Here is an 18,994-nt window from a genome sequence, read left to right as displayed (position 1 = left end):
CATGACCGTCTTCGTCCTGCTCAGCCTGGTCTCGGCCCTGGTGACCTTCGGGTTCTCAGTTCTTGTACTCAAGCTCAGTCACCGCTACCGCCTCTACCCGAAGATCCGCGAGCGCGATGTGCACACGCGGCCTACGCCCCGCCTCGGCGGAATCGCGATCTTCGTCGGCATCGTCGCCGCCTTCGGTGTGGCCTACCTGGTTGCGGCCCGCTTCGCGCCGCTGCGACTAATCTTCAGTGACCCCCAGCAGATCCTCGCCATCCTGGGTGCAGCCCTGCTGATCGTGCTGCTGGGAGTGGCCGACGACCTCTGGGACCTCGACTGGATGACCAAACTGGCCGGGCAGTTCATCGCTGCCGGCCTCATCGCCTGGCAGGGCGTGCAGGTGTTGTCGCTGCCGATCGGCGGGCTGACCGTCGGGTCGTCCTGGATGTCGATCCTGATCACCGTGATCGTGATCGTGATCGTGATGAACATGATCAACTTCATCGACGGGCTCGACGGACTCGTGGCCGGCGTCGCGCTCATCGCGAACGGCGTGTTCTTCCTCTACAGCTACCTGCTGGCCCGGGACACCTCCCCGAGCAACTACTTCAACCTCGCCTCACTGATCGCTGCCGTCCTGGTGGGTGCCTGCATCGGCTTCCTGCCGCTCAACTGGCGGCCGGCGAAACTGTTCATGGGTGATGCGGGCGCCCTCCTGGTGGGTCTGCTGATGGCCACGTCCGCGATCGCGATCACGGGCCAGGTCGACCCGACCGCCGTGAACCGGTCGCAGCTCTTCCCGGCGTTCATCCCGATCATCCTGCCCGTCGCCATCCTGATCATTCCGCTTCTCGACTTCGGTCTGGCGGTGTTCCGGCGCGTCCGGGCCGGCAAATCACCCTTCAGCGCCGACCGCAAGCACCTGCACCACCGGCTACTGGACATGGGCCATTCGCACCTGCATGCCGTTTTGATCTTCTACGGCTGGACCGCGGCGGCATCCGTCGGTTGCCTGCTCTACTTTCTGCTCCCGGTGTATTTCGGGCTGCCCACCTGGTATGCCACAATTTTCCTGATCGTCGGGCTGCTGATCTGCACCCTCGTCACGCTGTCTCCATTGAGTCGGCGCAAGGCCGTCGAGTCCGCCAGCCAGCTCGCCCGAACGGCCGAACACAGAGAAGAAATCGCCCGACTCGACCGCCTCGATGAGGCGTCGGCGACGGTGGAGGAGAACGTATGAACGCACCCGATCCCACCAGCTTGCCCACCACGCTCCGAGCGGTGCCATCGAACGCCAGGGGGGTCCTGACCGCAGTCCTTCGATACACAGGCTTCCTCGCGATTGCCATCGCGATCGTCGGCGGCGGACTCGGCTACCTTTTCGCGTCAACCGAAGGCCTCATCAGTGCCTTCATCGGCACCGCGCTTGCCGTGCTGTTCGCTTCGATCACTGCCGTGAGCATCATCGGGGCCATGCGGTTCGACATTGCCGCTTTTTTCGGCATCGTGATGGGGGCATGGCTGCTGAAAATCGTCGTGTTCATCGTGATACTCGCTCTGCTTCGTGATGCTACCTTCGTGCAGACGACAGTTCTGTTCATCACCGTCATTGCCGGAGCCATCGGCACCATGATCGTCGACGTCCTGGTGGTCTTCCGCTCCCATCTGGGCTACGTGAGTGACGCCGTGCTCCCGAAAAACTCCGACCACCCCAGGTCCTGACCGGAACAGGGGCGGTCGATTAGTCGCCGTGAGCGAAAGTTGATAGAGTCAAAAAACTGTCACAGGCCGCAGTGTGATCCACTGTGCCAAAGACCACACTTGACCATTGTCGCCGTTGTGCATCCGCACAGAAACAGGAGATAGCGCTGTTGTATTACGCTGCGAACTTACTGGTTCCCATGGCTACCGGCGATGAGTTTCAGGCTCCGGGCATCAGTGAGTTCCTTGGTCTCCCCGCGTTGTTCTTTGAGGGCACGCCCTTCGAGATTAACCGGATCATCCTGGTCCGCATCCTCGCCATAGCCGTGATGCTCCTGCTCTTCTGGCTCGCCCTGCGCAAACCATCCCGGGTCCCTGGCCGCGGTCAGAGCATCGCCGAGCTTGTGCTGGGTTTTGTCCAGGTGCAGATCGCCGATCAGATCCTCGGCAAGGAGATGGGTCGCCGTTACCTGCCCCTGTTAGCCGGCATGTTCTTCGGCATCCTTGCGATGAACGTCACGGGCGTAATCCCGGCCCTGAATATCTCGGGCACGGCACTCATCGGCATGCCCCTGCTGCTCGGTCTCGTCGCCTACGTCGTGTTCATCTACGCGGGTATCAAGCAGCTCGGCGCCGCCAAGTTCTTCAAGAACTCGCTCTTCCCGGCCGGTGTGCCGTGGCCGATCTACATCCTGCTCGCCCCGATCGAGTTCATCAATATCTTTATCGTGCGGCCGATCTCGCTCGCTTTGCGACTCCTGCTCAACATGATGGTCGGGCACCTCCTGCTCGTGCTGTGCTTCGGGGCGACGAGCTTCTTCATCTTCACTGCAGGTGGCTGGTTGGGGCTCTTCGGAATCGGGACGCTGGCGTTCGGGTTCATCTTCACTTTCGTCGAGTTCGCCGTGTTCATCCTCCAGGCGTACATTTTCACCCTCTTGACCGCGGTGTACGTCCAACAGGCCGTGGCTGAAGAGCACTGACACACACAACTGCGTCGACCGACGCCGTTTTCGATTGAAAGGACACACATAGTGGAATCCACCATTCTTGCCGAGATCACCGGCAATATCGCCACCGTAGGCTACGGTCTTGCCGCGATCGGCCCGGGTATCGGCATCGGTATCGTCGCCGGAAAGACCGTTGAAGCCATGGCTCGCCAGCCCGAACTCGCAGGCCGTCTCCAGGTCACCATGTTCCTCGGCATCGCGTTCACGGAGCTCCTTGCATTCATCGGTGTTGCCGTCTTCTTCATCTTCGTCTAGGGATCGCCACCATGCCTGAGCTTGTTCTGGCAGCAGAAGCGGAAACGAATCCGTTCCTTCCTGCCATCTACGACATCACCTGGTCGGCTGTTGTCTTCCTGGTCGTCATGGTCTTCTTCGTGCGCTTCGCGATCCCGCGTTTCCGCCAGATCCTCGACGATCGTGCGGAGGCCATTGAGGGCAACATCGCCAAGGCAGACGACGCCCAGCGCAAGGCCGAAGCAGCTCTCGAGCAGTACACGACCCAGCTGGCCGAGGCGAGGGCCGAGGCCGGCAGGATCCGCGACGCCGCCCGCGTCGACGGACAGACGATCGTGAACGAGCTCAAGGAGCAGGCCGTCATCGTCGCCGCTCGGGTAACCGCGACGGCGAAGGCTCAGATCGTGGCCGAACGTCAGGCCGCAGTGATTTCACTGCGCAGCGAAGTCGGCACACTGGCCATCGACCTGGCCTCCGGCGTCATCGGCGAAAGCCTGACCGACGACGAAAAGGCCAGCGGCATCGTCGACCGATTCCTGGCTGACCTCGAGGCCTCGGAGAAAGTGGTCCGGTAATGGGTAGCGCCACCAGGGAAGCCTTAGTCTCAACACGGGCGGTTCTGTCCCGTCCCGGGGGAACGAACGACCTCGCGACCGGCGTCAATTTGTTGAACTCCGGTCGTGTGATTGGCCACACGTCACAGCTCCGGTCGGCTTTGGTCGACCCGTCAGCGGATACGGCGGCGAAGGCCACCCTCGTGAGCGCAATCTTCTCGGGCGCAATGACGCCGACCGCGCTGGAGCTGCTTCAAGCCGCCTCCGCCGCACGCTGGTCGAACCACACCGATCTTCTGGCCGGCATCGAAGACCTCGGCCTGCGGGTGATCGCCTCTTCGGCCACGGTCCCCGGGCAGGTCGCGGAGGAACTGTTCGCGTTCGGCAAGACCGTGTCGTCCAACGGCGAGCTCGAACTCGCCCTCGCCTCCAAGCTCGGCACCACATCGGCCAAGGTGAGTGTTGTTGACGCCCTCCTGGCCGGCAAGGTCTCCGAACAGACGCTCGCGATTGTTCGGCACCTGGTGCAGCAGCCCCGCGGCCGCCGCATTGGGGAATTGCTGCGCTACGCCGCATCCATCGTCGCGGACCAGTCGAACAGCTCGATCGCCACGATCACGTCGGCCGCCGCGCTGGCTCCGGAGCAGGTTGATCGCCTTCGAGCCAGCCTCACGGTGCGCTATGGGCGTCGGCTCACGATCAACGAGGTTGTCGACCCCGAAATTGTCGGGGGCGTCCGCGTTCAAATCGGTGACGACGTCATCGATGGCAGCATTGCCACCCGTCTTAAAGATCTGAGAATCCAGCTCGCTGGCTGACCGCTTCAGTCAGTACCACACACCTCGGGACGGCAGCGTCTCGTGCACGACAGAACCTGTACACCCAGTACAGAAAAGGGAAGATGATGGCAGAACTAACGATCAGCCCCGATGAGATCCGTGACGCTCTCCAGGACTTCGTGAAGTCCTACGAGCCGAACAAGACCGCGACGACCGAGGTTGGCTACGTCACCACGGCCGGCGACGGCATCGCGCACGTCGAGGGCCTTCCCAGCGTGATGGCGAACGAGCTCATCACGTTCGCGGACGGCACCCTCGGCCTCGCCCAGAACCTGGACGAAGACGAGATCGGCGTCGTCGTTCTCGGCGAGTTCGCCGGAATCGTCGAGGGCATGGAGGTGCACCGCACTGGTGAGGTCCTCTCCGTACCCGTCGGCGACGGCTATCTCGGCCGCGTCGTCGACCCGCTGGGGGCGCCCATCGACGGGCTCGGCGAGATCAAGAGCGAAGGCCGCCGCGCGCTGGAGCTACAGGCACCCGGCGTGATGGACCGCAAGTCGGTTCACGAGCCCATGCAGACCGGAATCAAGGCCATCGACGCCATGATCCCGATCGGCCGCGGCCAGCGTCAGCTGATCATCGGTGACCGCCAGACCGGCAAAACCGCGATCGCGATTGACACGATCATCAACCAGAAGGCCAACTGGGCGACGGGCGACGTGAACAAGCAGGTTCGTTGCATCTACGTCGCCATCGGTCAGAAGGGTTCCACGATCGCCGCCGTCAAGGGTGCGCTCGAGGATGCCGGAGTCATGGAGTTCACGACCATCGTCGCGTCCCCGGCCTCCGACCCGGCCGGCTTCAAGTACCTCGCCCCGTACACCGGCTCGGCCATCGGTCAGCACTGGATGTACGCCGGCAAGCACGTCCTCGTCATCTTCGACGACCTGTCCAAGCAGGCCGAGGCCTATCGTGCGGTGTCGCTGCTTCTGCGCCGCCCGCCGGGACGTGAGGCGTACCCCGGTGACGTGTTCTACCTGCACTCCCGTCTGCTCGAGCGTTGCGCCAAGCTGTCCGACGCCCTCGGTTCCGGATCGATGACCGGCTTGCCGATCATCGAGACCAAGGCGAACGATGTCTCTGCCTACATCCCGACCAACGTGATCTCGATCACCGACGGCCAGATCTTCCTGCAGTCCGACCTGTTCAACGCCAACCAGCGTCCCGCGGTCGACGTGGGCATCTCGGTCTCCCGAGTCGGCGGTGACGCTCAGGTCAAGTCGATCAAGAAGGTCTCCGGCACTCTGAAGCTCGAGCTGGCGCAATACCGGTCGCTCGAGGCCTTCGCGATGTTCGCCTCCGACCTCGACGCGACGAGCCGTCGCCAGCTCGGTCGTGGCGCACGCCTGACCGAGCTGCTCAAGCAGCCGCAGTACTCGCCGTACCCCGTCGAAGACCAGGTCGTCTCGATCTGGGCCGGCACGAACGGCAAGTTCGACGAGGTGCCCGTGGCCGACGTCCTGCGCTTCGAGCGTGGCCTGCTCGACCACCTGGGCCGCACCACGAGCGTACTCACGACACTGCGCGACACCAACGTTCTCGACGACGCGACCATCGCGACGCTCGAGATCGAGGTCGACAAGTTCAAGCAGGGATTCCAGACGGGCGAGGGCAAGCCGCTCGCCTCGGTGGGCAAGGAAATCTTCGAGGCGATTCCCGCTGACAAGGTCAACCAGGAAAAGATCGTCAAGCACCGCCGCTAAGTGACATCGGCCGCGCTCCCGACTCGTTCGAGCCGCGGGGCGCGGCCGGCATCACTCGATCGCCCGCACCAATTCAGCACTGACAAGGAAGCACAGGAGACACATGGGAGCGCAACTTCGGGTCTACCGGCAGAAGATCAAGTCTGCCCAGACGACTAAGAAGATCACTCGGGCCATGGAGTTGATCTCTGCCTCGCGCATTCAAAAGGCCAAGGCTCGCGTCGCCGCGTCAACCCCGTTCGCTCGTGCCGTCACGCAGGCGGTGTCCGCGGTAGCGACGTACTCGAATGTCGCCCACGTGCTCACGACCGAACCGGAGAAGATCGAGCGCGCTGCGGTCGTCATCTTCGCCTCCGACCGTGGTCTCGCGGGGGCGTTCAGCTCGCAGGTGCTGCGTGAGGCCGAATCGCTCAGCGAGCTGCTGCGCAGCCAGGGTAAGGACATCGTCTACTTCCTGGTGGGTCGCAAGGCCGCGGCGTACTTCAATTTCCGCCGCCGCGTCTCCGAGCGCATTTGGACCGGTTCCACCGATCAGCCGCAGTACGAGACCGCATGCGATATCAGCGACGCGCTGCTCGAGGCCTTCCTCCGCGAAGCGGACGACGGTGGCGTCGACGAGATTCACGTCGTCTACAACCGGTTCGTCAGCATGGTCACCCAGCTTCCTCAGGTTGTCCGGCTGCTTCCCCTCGAGGTCGTCGATGGCGTTGAGGAGCCTGGTGATAACCAGGTCCTGCCACTCTACGAGTTCGAACCGGACGTTGAAACGGTGCTGGACTCGCTCCTGCCCGTCTACATCGAGAGCCGTATCTTCAACTCCATGCTGCAGTCCGCCGCAGCCGAGCACGCCGCACGTCAGAAGGCCATGTCATCGGCCTCCGACAACGCGGACAAGCTGATCAAGGACTACACCCGGCTGTCCAACAACGCCCGGCAGACCGAGATCACGTCGCAGATTTCCGAGATCGTGGGTGGAGCCGACGCGCTCTCATCCGCCAAGCACTAAACCAGAGAAGAGAGAGCTATGACTGACACCGCAACCGCGCCAGTCCATGCACCGGTCGAGTCCGTGGCCGTGGGCCGGATCGCCCGGGTCACGGGCCCGGTCGTCGACATCGAGTTCCCGCACGACTCGATTCCGGGCATGTACAACGCACTGAAGACCACTATCGTCATCGGTGATGTGTCGACCGTGATCACGCTGGAGGTTGCCCAGCACTTGGGCGACGACCTCATTCGCGCCATCGCGCTGAACCCGACCGACGGTCTGGTTCGTGGCCAGGAGGTCCGGGACACCGGCTCGCCCATCACGGTTCCCGTCGGAGACGTCACCAAGGGGCGCGTGTTCAACGCCATTGGCGAGGTGCTCAATGCGGAGCCCGGCGAGAAGATCGAAATCACTGAGCGCTGGCCCATCCACCGCAAGCCGCCGCCCTTCGACCAGCTGGAATCCAAGACGCAGCTGTTCGAGACCGGCATCAAGGTCATTGACCTGCTCACCCCGTACGTCTTGGGTGGAAAGATTGGCCTGTTCGGTGGTGCCGGCGTCGGCAAGACCGTTTTGATCCAGGAAATGATCCAGCGTGTCGCGCAGGACCACGGTGGAGTGTCCGTGTTCGCCGGTGTCGGTGAGCGCACCCGTGAGGGCAACGATCTCATCCACGAGATGGAAGAGGCGGGCGTCTTCGACAAGACCGCCCTCGTGTTCGGCCAGATGGACGAGCCGCCGGGGACGCGTCTGCGCGTCGCCCTCTCCGCGCTCACCATGGCCGAGTACTTCCGCGATGTTGCCAAGCAGGATGTGTTGCTCTTCATCGACAACATCTTCCGGTTCACTCAGGCCGGCTCTGAGGTGTCGACCCTTTTGGGCCGCATGCCCAGCGCTGTGGGCTACCAGCCGACCCTGGCCGACGAGATGGGCATCCTGCAGGAGCGCATCACGTCGACCCGTGGCCACTCGATCACCTCGCTCCAGGCCATCTACGTGCCTGCTGACGACTACACCGACCCGGCCCCGGCGACCACGTTCGCCCACCTCGACGCCACCACCGAGCTGTCGCGTGAGATCGCTTCGAAGGGCCTCTACCCGGCCGTCGACCCGCTCACCTCGAGCAGCCGTATCCTCGACCCCCGCTACCTGGGTGCCGATCACTACAACACGGCCGTTCGCGTCAAGGCGATTCTGCAGAAGAACAAGGAACTGCAGGAGATCATCGCGATCCTCGGTGTCGACGAGCTTTCCGAGGAAGACAAGGTCACCGTCTCCCGCGCACGCCGCATCCAGCAGTTCCTGTCGCAGAACACCTACATGGCCAAGAAATTCACGGGCGTCGAGGGGTCCACGGTATCGCTTAAGGACACCATCGAATCCTTTACGGCGATTGCCAATGGTGACTTCGACCACGTGGCCGAGCAGGCTTTCTTCAACGTCGGAGGCATCGCCGACGTCGAAGAGAAGTGGGCGAAAATCCAGAAGGAGAACGACTAGTCATGGCCGATTCTTCGCTCAAGGTCAGCGTCGTCGGGGCGGACCACGAGGTGTGGTCCGGCGAGGCGAGCATGGTTGTCGCCCGCACCGTCGAAGGCCAGATCGGAATCCTCCCCGGGCACGAACCCATGCTGGCCATCCTGGCCAGCGGTGAGGTGCGCGTGACCCTGGGCGGCGGCGAGAAAATCGTCGCCGAGGCGGCGGACGGCTTCCTGTCGGTCGCCAACAATGTGGTCACGATCGTCGCTCGCAAGGCAGAACTCGTTTAGTCAGTGTGCTGATCCTTCTGCCGCCGTCCGAGACGAAACGTCACGGGGGCATCGAATTACCGCTTGACCTGCAGAGCCTCACGTACCCGTCGCTTGGACCCAAGCGGCGGGTACTTGTGCGTGCGCTGCAGTCGCTTGCGAAGCATCCGGATGCGATGATGTCGGCCCTAAGACTGGGTCACACGCAGTCCGCGGAGGTGGAGCGCAATCGCGTGCTGTCCTCCGCCGCCACAATGCCGGCCATCGACCGGTACACCGGCGTCGTCTATGACGCCCTCGACGCCGCCAGCCTCTCCCCGCTGGAACGCGACTGGGCAGGCCGGAACGTCCTCGTGCATTCCGCCCTGTTCGGGCCGGTCGGCGCTCTCGATCTCCTCCCGGCCTACCGGCTGTCCTGCGATTCCAGGCTGCCGGAGCTGCCGCTGAAGAAGCACTGGGCGGGCGCTGTGGGTTGCGTTCTGGCGGGGTCAGCGGGGCTCCTGCTGGATCTCCGCTCGAACGGGTACGTGGCGCTCGGCCCCGCGCCGGTGCGGCCCGACGCGGTGTTTCTGCGCGTGGTCACGGAGACGGCGGACGGCCAGACGCGAGCCGTGAACCACTTCAACAAGACGGCCAAGGGGAACTTCACCCGGGCTCTGATCCGGCACGGTCGGTCCTTCGACACCGCCGTAGAGCTGCTCGACTGGGCACCGGGGGCAGGCTTCGATTTGCGCCCGGGAGCGGTCCGGGAACTGAATCTGGTCGTCGCCGCCGAGGTTGCCGCAACCCGAGGCTGACGCGGGCACATTCCGGCCCTAGGCTGGCTTTCGTGTCCACACCAATGAATGTCACCGTCACCGGCGCCGGCGGACAGATCGGCTATTCGCTGCTCTTCCGGATCGCGTCCGGAGACCTCCTCGGCCCGAGCGTTCCCGTCAACCTGACCCTGATGGAGATCCCCTCGGGGCGCGCAGCAGCCGAGGGCACCGCCCTCGAACTGCAGGACTGCGCGTTCCCTCTCCTGCGCTCCGTGACGGTCACCGAAGACCCCGTGCGCGCCTTCGACGGCGTCAACATCGCCCTCCTGGTCGGATCCCGCCCTAGAGCCGTCGGCATGGAGCGCGTCGCGCTGCTCGAAAGCAACGGCCGCATCTTCGGTGCGGTGGGGGCCGCCCTCAACGCGGGCGCGGCATCCGACGTGCGCGTGCTGGTCGTGGGCAACCCCGTCAACACCAACGCCCTGGTGACCAGTGCCTTCGCCCCCGACATCCCCGCCGACCGGTTCACCGCCATGACGCGACTGGACCACAACCGCGGCATCGCTCAGCTAGCAAGCCGGCTGCAGGTGCACGTCGCCGAACTCGACGGTCTCACCATCTGGGGCAACCACTCCGCCAGCCAGTACCCGGATGTCTTCCACGCCACCGCCGGGGGATGTCCGGTCTCCGAGCTGGTGGCGCAGGACTGGCTCGTCGACGACTTCATCCCCCGGGTGGCGAACCGAGGCTACGAAATCATTCAGGCCCGCGGGGCATCGTCCGCGGCCTCCGCGGCCAGCGCAGCCATCGACCACGTTTACGACTGGGTCAACGGGACCGGTGAGCGGTGGACCTCGGCGGGCGTCAGCTCCGACGGCTCTTACGGCGTCCCGGAGGGGCTCGTATGTTCCTTCCCGGTTCGGGCTGTCGACGGCCGCTGGCAGATCGTGCCGGACCTGGCTATCAACGCGTTCTCGCGGGCGAGGATCGACGCGTCCGTCGCGGAGCTGATCGAGGAGCGCGAGGCCGTACGGGCACTCGGCCTGCTGCCGTCCCTCCGATAGACGCGCGAGTCCTGATGGCTGGGGGGCGATGAGGATTCGCGGATGGGGGGCTTCGAAGCGGTTGTTTTCGATGCACACGTCGGAGAGCCGTGACCGCGAGAGGGAGGGGGGTGAACGTGCGCTCCGACCGCCGTATGTCTGAGTCCGAGGCCTCGCGGCGACTCCGTCCCGAACGAATTCGACGGAGATTCGGCCCGAATATCCCCTAAATCCCAGAAATGTGCTCATTTTCGGCAGAATCTCCGTCGAATTGGTTCGACACCGGACACGGCGCTCCGCCCGTGATGAACGGCGTCCACACGGTGCAGTCAGGGCTGAAGTGCGGGCGCGACAGAACCAATCGTTCAGGACTTACTCGCCTCGAGGAGCACCTCACGCACAACAGTGCCGGTCGGGCAGCCCGTGGTCGGGCAGCCCGTGGTCGGGCAGCGCGGCGGCTGGCAGGGCGGCGGTCGGCATAGCGTCAGCCGTCGGCGTTGTGGTGGTCAGGCGTCGTTCGACCGATGGCATCCACTCAGGTGGTCGTCGACGAGGCCGGCCGACTGCATCAGGGCGTACATGGTGGTGGGGCCGACGAACGTGTAGCCCCGGGTGCGCAACTCCCGGCTCAGTGCCATCGATTGCATTGTGGTCGCCGGGACCTCGCCGAGCTCCCGCAGCCGGGGGCCGCGGGGTTCGGGCGCGAAGCTCCAGATCAGCTCGGTCAGGCTCTCGCCGAGGTCTCGGGTGACCCGGGCGTTCCGGATGGTGGCCTCGATCTTGCCGCGGTGCCGGATGATGCTCGCATCCGCGAGGAGCCGGGCGACGTCGACGTCGTCCATCACGGCCACGCGGTCGACGTCGAAGTCGTAAAAGGCGGCCCGGAAGGCCGGCCGACGTCGCAGGATGGTGATCCAGGACAGGCCGGCCTGGAACCCCTCGAGGCACAACTTCTCGAACAGCAGCCTCTCGTCCCGGAGCGGACGCCCCCACTCTTCGTCGTGGTAGCGCTGGTATTCGGGGTCGCCGCCGACCCAGCCGCAGCGGATGAGCCCGTCATCGCCGAGCTTCAGTGAGGCGGATGTCGTGGCCTCGGCTGGCAGCGCGCTGGTCGCCGGGGTGCTCATGAGCGGTGCTCGATGCCCTCGTGGTCGAGGAGCCAGACCTTGGTGGGCACTCCGCTGCCGCCGCTGTAGCCGGTGATGCGACGGTCGGCGGCGAGCACCCGGTGGCAGCCGATCAGGATCGGAACGGGGTTCGCCCCGACGGCGCCGCCCACGGCCCGGCCGGACCCCGGCTTGCCCAGCGATCGTCCCAGCTCGCCGTACGAGGTCGCCTCGCCGAAGCCAAGCTCGGACAGTCGCTGCCAGACGCCCTGCTGGAACGCAGTGCCCCCGCTCGGCGCCACGGGCAGGTCGAAAACCGTGCGGGTGCCACCGAAGTACTCCGCCAATTGGTGCGCGGCCCGGTCGAGCAGGGGCGACGGGGCTTCCGGGGTCTCGTCGAGGGGCAGCTGTCCGTCGCGTTCGATGGAGAGGGAGAGGATGCGCTCGGCGTCACTCGTGAGTTCCAGCCGCCCAATGGGGCTGGGCAGCCGGATCAGGAAGGTTCCGATGGTCGTCATGCCTCGACTGTAGTCGGCGGCGCCCTGCGCACAGCGCGGGTTTCGGACCTGGCGTGGGAAGAGCGCCGGGCTGGGCTGGGGAGGAGCCGGCCGGCTTCAGGCGAGCCGGGTGTGGGGATACTCGGGGGAGCGGTGCTGGAATTCCAGGATGTCGGGATTCCGGATGATCCCCTCGTGGATCTCGATGGCCCGCCGAAGGGTCTCGTTGGCGGTCCAAGCGGCCTCGCCCGTAAGGACCTCGCGCAGGTACGGCAACAGCGCCTCGCTGATCTCCCAGGTGGCGGAGTTCCAGAGGTACGACGGGCTGTGGTCGACCGCGTAGTAGGTGACGTTGGTGCCGACCCGGAAGGTCGGTTCGTCGAACGTCGTCGATTTCGCCCAACTGAAACCCATGCCGGTGTCGCAGGACACGTCGATGATCAGCGACCCCGGGGCCACCATCGGGAGGTCATCGTCGCTCAGGAAGATGAGCGGGGCATTTGGGTCCTGCAGCACGCAGTTCACGATGACGTCGTGGCCGGCGAGAAACTCGGGCAGCGGCACCCGTTCGTTTCCCGGCAGGGCGAAGTTCCCGTTCGTGCCGTCGCCGTGGTCGAGCTGCACGATCTGGGCGGAGTGGATCGGGGAGCTGACCGCGGTCACGTCGCGATTGGTCAGCACCGTGACATCGTAGACACCGAGGGCGTTGAGCGCCGTCACGGCGCCCCGGGCGGTGGCCCCGAAGCCGATCACCGCGGCACGCTGCTTGCGGCCGTAGTCACCCGTCGAACCGATCAGGGACAGGGCGTGCAGCACGGAGCAATACCCGGCGAGCTCGTTGTTCTTGTGCAGCACGTGCAGGTGGAACTCGCCGCCTCCGGTCCAGTGGTTCATCGCCTCGAACGCGATCAGGGTCAGCCGCTTGTCGATGGCAAGCTGGGTGAGTTTCTCATCCTGCACGCAGTGCGGCCAGCCCCAGAGCACCTGTCCGTCGCGCAGTGCCGCGACATCCGCCAGCAGAGGCTTGGCGAGCAGGATGACGTCGCACTCCCGGATGAGGTCCGCGCGCGAGCAAAGCCCTCCCACGAGCGGGGCCAGCTGCTCGTCCGACACGCCGAACTGCTCGCCGTAGCCGCGCTCGAGAAACATTCGCTCCCGGAGGTCCGGATCGATCCGTTCGACATGTGACGGATGAATGGGCAAGCGCCGTTCATTCGGCTTACCGGAACGCGACATGACGCCGAGCGTGAAACGACTCACTGGTACCCCTTTGTAGTTGAGTCCTGTCTAGCACAGGCCGGCGAGCCTAATGTGGAGGGATGGAGCAGATGGAGTACCGCAGACTGGGCAATTCGGGGCTCATGGTGTCCACGATCGGGTTGGGCTGCAACAACTTCGGACGCGCCGGAACCGCGACGGAGGGCCAGGCCGGAACCACCGCCGTCGTCAACGCGGCCGTCGACGCCGGGATCACCCTGTTGGACACGGCCGACATCTACGGCGCGGAACGCGGCCTCAGCGAGACCCTGATGGGTTACGCGCTGCGGGGCAAGCGCGACCAGATCGTGCTCGCCTCGAAGTTCGGCATGGACATGAACGGTCGGAACGGACCCGACTGGGGCGCCCGCGGCTCACGTCGCTACATTCGACTGGCCGTCGAGGCGTCCCTCCGGCGCCTGCAGACCGACTGGATCGACCTCTACCAACTGCACCAGCCTGATCCGAACACCCCGATCGAAGAGACCCTGCAGACCCTCGACGACCTCATCCGAGAGGGAAAGGTGCGCTATATCGGCCACTCCAACCTGGCCGGCTGGCAGATCGCCGAGGCGGAGTTCACCGCCCGGCTGACGGGGCATCCGCGGTTCGTTTCGGCGCAAAACGAGTACAGCCTGCTGGTGCGTGACGCCGAAGACGAGGTGCTGCCGGCCGTCAACGCCTACGGGCTCGGCTTCCTGCCGTTCTTCCCCCTCTACAACGGGCTCTTCACAGGCAAGTTCTCCCGTGCGGGCGGCCCCGCCGACAGCCGCATCATGATGGTCCGGCCGCACCTGGCCCGGAACGCGCCCTGGGACGTCATCGAAAAGTACGAAGCGTTCTGCGACCAGCGCGGCGTGACCATGCTCGCCGCCACCTTCGCCTGGCTGCTGGCCCAGCCGGGGCTCACCAGCATCATCGCCGGAGCAACCCGCCCGGAACAGATCTTGCAGAACGCCACCGAGGGCAGCGCGTGGAGGCCGTCGCCCGAGGACGTGGCCTGGATCTCGGACCTCTTCGCCTGAACCGTCCTCTCTGGAACCCGAACCCCGATTCCACCTTGTGAGTGAGTGCTCACTCATATAAGCTGGGGGGATGTCCGTCAAACCTGCGCGCGCGAAAGCCCTGTCCGTCGAGGACCGGCAGTCGATGATCCTCGACGCGGTCACGCCGCTGCTGATCGAGCACGGCCAGACCGTCACCACTCGACAGATCGCCCAGTGCGCCGGGATCGCCGAGGGCACCATCTTCCGAGCCTTCGACAGCAAGGACAACCTGCTCCGGGCGGCCATGGACCGTCAGCTCGACCCCGAGCCGTTCCGTCTCGAACTTGCCGCGCTCGACCGTGAGCTCCCGCTCGAGGAACGGGTGCGCGCCATGGTCTCCCTGCTGCGCCGCCGCTTCGCGCAGGTCTTCGCGCTGATGACGGCGGTGGGCTCGATGGGCAGACCCCACACCCACGACGTCGCGCACGAGTTCACCGTGCTGCTCGCCGACGTGCTCGCGCCTGACCTCCTGCGCCTCACGGTTGCCCCGGAGCGGGCAGGGCAGGTCATCCGGATGATCGCGCTTGCGGCATCCGTGCCCCACATCACGGCCGGCCCCGACTTCGACGACGATGAGCTCACCGCCCTCATCCTCTACGGCATCATCGGCTTCCCGACGCCGCCGAACGCCCCCTGCTAGGAGATCCGATGCTCTGGAAACTGCTCGTGAAATACCTGCGGCCGTACCGGCGGCTGCTGGCAGCCGTCGTCGTGTTCCAGCTGGCCCAGTCGATCGCCTCGCTCTATCTGCCCACCCTCAACGCCGACATCATCGATGAGGGCGTCGCCACGGGAGACACCGTGTACATCCTGGGCATCGGTGGTCTGATGCTGCTGATCACCCTGTTCCAGATCGTGTGCGCGATCGTCGCCGTCTACCTCGGCGCGAAGGCCGCCATGGGGCTCGGACGCGACCTGCGCGGCGCTGTCTTCACCCGAGTCGACGAGTTCTCCGAGCAGGAGGTCACCCGGTTCGGCGCCCCGTCGCTGATCACCCGGTCGACCAACGACGTGCAGCAGGTGCAGATGCTCGTGCTGATGACCGCCACCATGATGGTCACCGCACCGATCCTGTCCATCGGCGGCGTGATCATGGCCATCCGGCAGGACGTGCAGCTATCCTGGTTGATCGCCGTGAGCGTGCCCGTGCTGTTGATCGCGGTCGGGCTGATCATCGCGCGGATGGTGCCGTTGTTCCGCCTGATGCAGACCCGCATCGACACGGTGAACCGGGTGCTGCGGGAACAGCTCACGGGCATCCGCGTCATTCGGGCGTTCGTGCGCGAAGACGTCGAGTCCGTGCGGTTCGGCAAGGCGAACACGGATGTCACCGACACCGCCCTTCAGGCCGGCCGCCTGATGGCCCTGATGTTCCCGGTCGTCATGCTCGTCCTGAACGTCTCCAGCGTGGCCGTGATCTGGTTCGGGGCGTTCCGGATCGAGGACGGGTCCATGCAGGTCGGCACCCTGGTTGCCTTCCTCAGCTACCTGATGCAGATCCTGATGGCCGTGATGATGGCCACGTTCATGGCCGTGATGATCCCGCGGGCGACCGTGTCGGCCGACCGGATCGGCGAAGTGCTCGAGACCGAGTCCAGCGTGCGCCCGCCGCGCCACCCCGTCGTCGACAGTATCGGCCGCGGAGAGGTGGAACTCGTGGACGTGGGCTTCGCCTACCCCGGCGCCGAGCAGCCGGTGCTCTCCGACGTGAGCTTTACCGTGCATCAGGGGCAGACCACCGCGATCATCGGCAGCACCGGATCGGGCAAGACCACCCTGGTCAACCTGCTGCCTCGCCTCTTCGACGCCACCCACGGCAGCGTGCGGGTCGACGGGGTGGACGTGCGCGAGCTCCACCCTGACCTGCTCTGGGGCAGCATCGGGCTGGTGCCGCAGAAGCCGTATCTGTTCTCCGGCACCGTGCGCAGCAACCTTCTCTACGGCAAGCCCGACGCCACTGAGGCGGAACTCTGGGAGGCACTGACCATCGCGCAGGCCCGCGACTTCGTGGCGGAGATGCCGGACGGCCTCGATGCCCCGATCGCGCAGGGCGGCATGAATGTGTCCGGCGGGCAGCGGCAGCGCCTGGCCATTGCCCGGGCCCTGGTCAAACGGCCCGAACTCTATATCTTCGACGACTCGTTCTCCTCGCTCGACCTAACGACGGATGCTCGGCTGCGCCGGGCACTGGCCGTCGGCACGGGCGGCGCCACCATGGTGATCGTCGCCCAGCGGGTGTCGACCATCGTCGGCGCCGATCAGATCCTGGTGATCGAAGGCGGACGTATCGTCGGCCGCGGCACCCACGACGAGCTGCTCGAGTCGAACGAGACCTACCAGGAAATCGTGTCGTCCCAGTTGGCGGCGGAGGAAGCAGTATGAGCCAGACATCCGGGGCCTCGGCCCGCCCGCCCGCACGGGGCCCCGGCCACGGTCCGTTCGGCGGTATGAGCGCCCCCGCCGAGAAGGCCATGAACTTCGGCCCGTCGGCGAAACGGCTGCTCGGCAAGCTGCGCCCCGAGCGTCTGTGGCTCGGTCTGGTCCTGGTTCTCGCCGTCGCGAGTGTCACGTTCTCCGTGCTCGGACCGCGTCTGCTCGGCGAAGGCACGAACCTGATCTTCTCCGGCGTCATCTCCCAGGACCTGCCTGCCGGCCTGAGCCAGGCCCAGGTGATCGACCAGCTGCGCGCCTCCGGCGACACCGGCAAGGCCGACCTGCTCAGCGGGATGACGCTGACGCCCGGCCAGGGAATCGACTTCGCGATGCTCTCCACCGTGCTGCTCTGGGCGATGGCGCTCTACCTGCTGTCCTCGGTGTTCGCCTACGTGCAGGCCTATGTGCTCAACGGCGTCGTGCAGCGTACCGTGTTCCGGCTCCGCAGCGAGATCGAGGCGAAGATCAACCGCCTCCCGCTGCGCTACTTCGACACGGTGCAGCGAGGCGAGCTGCTCAGCCGGGTCACCAACGACGTGGACAACGTCTCACAGAGCCTGCAGCAGTCGCTGAGCCAGGCCGTCACCTCTCTGCTCACCGTGGTGGGCGTCATCGTGATGATGTTCCTGCTCTCGCCTCTCCTGGCCCTGATCGCCCTGGTCACAGTGCCGCTGACCCTGGTCACGACCGTCCTGATCGCCCAGCGCTCGCAGAAGTTGTTCGTCGCACAGTGGACCCACACCGGCGAGCTGAACGGCCAGATCGAGGAGACCTTCACCGGCCACGCCCTGGTCAAGGTGTTCGGCCGCCAGAAGGAGGTCGAGCAACGCTTCCGGGCCAAGAACGACGAGCTCTACGAGGCCAGCTTCGGCGCCCAGTTCGTCAGCGGCCTGATCATGCCGGCGATGACATTCATCGGCAACCTCGTCTACGTCGGGATCGCCGTCGTCGGTGGCCTCCAGGTGGCATCCGGGGCCATGCAGCTCGGCGATGTGCAGGCGTTCATCCAGTATTCCCGTCAATTCACCCACCCGCTGGCCCAACTCGGGTCGATGGCGAACCTGCTGCAGTCCGGCGTCGCCTCCGCCGAGCGGGTCTTCGCCCTGTTCGACGCCGATGAGCAGAGCCCCGACCCGGAGCGCGCCGAGGCACCCACGATCGCCCACGGCCGGCTGGTCTTCGAGAACGCCTCGTTCCGCTACACGGTGGACAAGCCGCTGATCGACAACCTCAGCCTGGTGGCCGAGCCCGGCCAGACCGTGGCCATCGTGGGCCCCACCGGGGCAGGCAAGACCACCCTGGTGAACCTGATGATGCGCTTCTACGAGCTCGACGCCGGCCGGATCACGCTCGATGGCGTGGACGTGCGCCGAATGACCCGCGACGACCTGCGTGGACGCATGGGCATGGTGCTGCAGGACACCTGGCTGTTTGGCGGCACGATCCGCGACAACATCGCCTACGGGCGTCCGGATGCCACGGAGAAGGAGATCCTGGACGCGGCGCGCGCGACCTACGTGGACCGGTTCGTGCACACGCTGCCCGACGGCTACAACACCGTACTCGACGACGAGGGCAGCAACGTCAGCGCCGGCGAGAAGCAGCTGCTCACCATCGCCCGCGCGTTCCTCGCCAAGCCCAGCGTGCTGATCCTGGACGAGGCGACCAGCTCCGTCGACACGCGCACCGAGGTGCTCGTGCAGAAAGCGATGCGCGCCCTCCGCGCCGACCGCACCAGCTTCGTGATCGCGCACCGGCTCTCCACGATTTGGGACGCCGACCTGATCCTGGTGATGGAGGCCGGCCGGATCGTCGAGCAGGGCACGCACGAGGAACTGCTGGCAACGAATGGCGCGTACCACGCCCTCTACACCGCCCAGTTCGCGGCGGCGGTCGCCGACGAGATCTAGGAGCTGTCTCCGAGACCGAGCCACAGGTGCTCCCTCCGGAACGAATTCGACGGAGATTTTGCCCAAAGCGGCCCCAGAATGACTGGGGTGACCCGTGGTTTCCGGACTGGGTCCGTAGTTTCATTATGCGGCCAGGGTCAACTCTGCCAGTCGCTCGTGTGGTGTGGCATAGTTCAGGGTTT

The 18,994-nt window shown here is 65.4% G+C and carries 19 protein-coding genes; 16 read left to right on the top strand and 3 right to left on the bottom strand.

The window, feature by feature from the left end; genetic code table 11:
• Nucleotide 1: 1 nt before the first annotated feature.
• The 12 genes from E3T40_RS04575 (at nucleotide 2) to E3T40_RS04520 (ending at nucleotide 10,584) form a co-directional block, all read left to right on the top strand.
• A complete protein-coding gene (locus E3T40_RS04575) occupies nucleotides 2-1,225 on the top strand; it encodes an MraY family glycosyltransferase (RefSeq protein WP_104194079.1) in 1,224 nt (407 codons plus the stop codon).
• Nucleotides 1,222-1,707: a hypothetical protein gene (locus E3T40_RS04570; RefSeq protein ID WP_104194078.1), complete on the top strand. Its 486-nt coding sequence runs from the start codon at nucleotides 1,222-1,224 to the stop codon at nucleotides 1,705-1,707. The genes E3T40_RS04575 and E3T40_RS04570 overlap by 4 nt, the downstream gene beginning before the upstream one ends.
• Nucleotides 1,708-1,886: 179 nt before the next feature.
• Nucleotides 1,887-2,669, top strand: a complete 783-nt coding sequence (atpB, locus tag E3T40_RS04565) for a F0F1 ATP synthase subunit A (RefSeq protein ID WP_104169784.1) — start codon at nucleotides 1,887-1,889, stop codon at nucleotides 2,667-2,669.
• Nucleotides 2,670-2,720: 51 nt separating this feature from the next.
• Nucleotides 2,721-2,951: an ATP synthase F0 subunit C gene (gene atpE / locus E3T40_RS04560; RefSeq protein WP_174720104.1), complete on the top strand. Its 231-nt coding sequence runs from the start codon at nucleotides 2,721-2,723 to the stop codon at nucleotides 2,949-2,951.
• A gap of 11 nt (nucleotides 2,952-2,962) precedes the next feature.
• Nucleotides 2,963-3,505: a F0F1 ATP synthase subunit B gene (locus E3T40_RS04555; RefSeq protein WP_104194077.1), complete on the top strand. Its 543-nt coding sequence runs from the start codon at nucleotides 2,963-2,965 to the stop codon at nucleotides 3,503-3,505.
• Complete coding sequence (locus E3T40_RS04550; protein ID WP_104194076.1) at nucleotides 3,505-4,302, top strand: F0F1 ATP synthase subunit delta; 798 nt, start codon at nucleotides 3,505-3,507, stop codon at nucleotides 4,300-4,302. The genes E3T40_RS04555 and E3T40_RS04550 overlap by 1 nt, the downstream gene beginning before the upstream one ends.
• Nucleotides 4,303-4,388: 86 nt before the next feature.
• Complete coding sequence (gene atpA, locus E3T40_RS04545; protein ID WP_134542798.1) at nucleotides 4,389-6,026, top strand: F0F1 ATP synthase subunit alpha; 1,638 nt, start codon at nucleotides 4,389-4,391, stop codon at nucleotides 6,024-6,026.
• A 103-nt stretch (nucleotides 6,027-6,129) separates the two neighbouring features.
• Entirely contained in the window at nucleotides 6,130-7,032 is a 903-nt protein-coding gene (locus E3T40_RS04540; RefSeq protein ID WP_104169787.1) for a F0F1 ATP synthase subunit gamma, read from the top strand.
• A gap of 18 nt (nucleotides 7,033-7,050) precedes the next feature.
• Entirely contained in the window at nucleotides 7,051-8,514 is a 1,464-nt protein-coding gene (gene atpD, locus E3T40_RS04535; protein ID WP_104194075.1) for a F0F1 ATP synthase subunit beta, read from the top strand.
• Between the two features lie 2 nt (nucleotides 8,515-8,516).
• Nucleotides 8,517-8,783, top strand: coding sequence for a F0F1 ATP synthase subunit epsilon (locus E3T40_RS04530; protein WP_104169788.1), 267 nt, complete (start codon nucleotides 8,517-8,519; stop codon nucleotides 8,781-8,783).
• A gap of 5 nt (nucleotides 8,784-8,788) precedes the next feature.
• Nucleotides 8,789-9,559 carry a YaaA family protein gene (locus E3T40_RS04525; protein ID WP_104194074.1) on the top strand — a complete coding sequence of 257 codons (771 nt, stop codon included), beginning with the start codon at nucleotides 8,789-8,791 and terminating at the stop codon, nucleotides 9,557-9,559.
• Between the two features lie 44 nt (nucleotides 9,560-9,603).
• Nucleotides 9,604-10,584: a malate dehydrogenase gene (locus E3T40_RS04520; protein ID WP_104194073.1), complete on the top strand. Its 981-nt coding sequence runs from the start codon at nucleotides 9,604-9,606 to the stop codon at nucleotides 10,582-10,584.
• A gap of 485 nt (nucleotides 10,585-11,069) precedes the next feature.
• On the opposite strand, the gene E3T40_RS04515 is transcribed toward E3T40_RS04520, so the two are convergent.
• From E3T40_RS04515 to E3T40_RS04505, 3 genes are all read right to left on the bottom strand, one after another.
• Nucleotides 11,070-11,690 carry a DNA-3-methyladenine glycosylase I gene (locus tag E3T40_RS04515; RefSeq protein ID WP_104169791.1) on the bottom strand — a complete coding sequence of 207 codons (621 nt, stop codon included), beginning with the start codon at nucleotides 11,688-11,690 and terminating at the stop codon, nucleotides 11,070-11,072.
• On the bottom strand, nucleotides 11,687-12,187 hold the full coding sequence (locus E3T40_RS04510) for a methylated-DNA--[protein]-cysteine S-methyltransferase (RefSeq protein WP_104169792.1): 501 nt from the start codon (nucleotides 12,185-12,187) through the stop codon (nucleotides 11,687-11,689). Before E3T40_RS04510 ends, E3T40_RS04515 begins: the two co-directional genes overlap by 4 nt.
• 96 nt (nucleotides 12,188-12,283) lie before the next feature.
• Nucleotides 12,284-13,402 carry a N(5)-(carboxyethyl)ornithine synthase gene (locus E3T40_RS04505; RefSeq protein WP_166786580.1) on the bottom strand — a complete coding sequence of 373 codons (1,119 nt, stop codon included), beginning with the start codon at nucleotides 13,400-13,402 and terminating at the stop codon, nucleotides 12,284-12,286.
• 83 nt (nucleotides 13,403-13,485) lie between these two features.
• Here E3T40_RS04505 and E3T40_RS04500 point away from each other — a divergent pair, with 83 nt between their 5' ends.
• The 4 genes from E3T40_RS04500 to E3T40_RS04485 all read left to right on the top strand — a co-directional run bounded on the left by E3T40_RS04500 (nucleotide 13,486) and on the right by E3T40_RS04485 (nucleotide 18,812).
• Complete coding sequence (locus tag E3T40_RS04500) at nucleotides 13,486-14,448, top strand: aldo/keto reductase (RefSeq protein WP_104169794.1); 963 nt, start codon at nucleotides 13,486-13,488, stop codon at nucleotides 14,446-14,448.
• A gap of 70 nt (nucleotides 14,449-14,518) precedes the next feature.
• On the top strand, nucleotides 14,519-15,109 hold the full coding sequence (locus E3T40_RS04495) for a TetR/AcrR family transcriptional regulator (protein ID WP_134542796.1): 591 nt from the start codon (nucleotides 14,519-14,521) through the stop codon (nucleotides 15,107-15,109).
• Between the two features lie 8 nt (nucleotides 15,110-15,117).
• Nucleotides 15,118-16,851, top strand: a complete 1,734-nt coding sequence (locus tag E3T40_RS04490; protein ID WP_134542795.1) for an ABC transporter ATP-binding protein — start codon at nucleotides 15,118-15,120, stop codon at nucleotides 16,849-16,851.
• Complete coding sequence (locus E3T40_RS04485; protein ID WP_134542794.1) at nucleotides 16,848-18,812, top strand: ABC transporter ATP-binding protein; 1,965 nt, start codon at nucleotides 16,848-16,850, stop codon at nucleotides 18,810-18,812. The genes E3T40_RS04490 and E3T40_RS04485 overlap by 4 nt, the downstream gene beginning before the upstream one ends.
• The last annotated feature ends 182 nt before the right edge of the window (nucleotides 18,813-18,994 follow it).

Origin of the sequence: Cryobacterium sp. TMT1-19 (assembly GCF_004403055.1) — a bacterium.
Classification (GTDB): Bacteria; Actinomycetota; Actinomycetes; order Actinomycetales; family Microbacteriaceae; genus Cryobacterium; species Cryobacterium sandaracinum.
The sequence above is the reverse complement of the archived record's forward strand: the minus strand, read 5'-3'. Positions and strand labels throughout refer to the sequence as shown.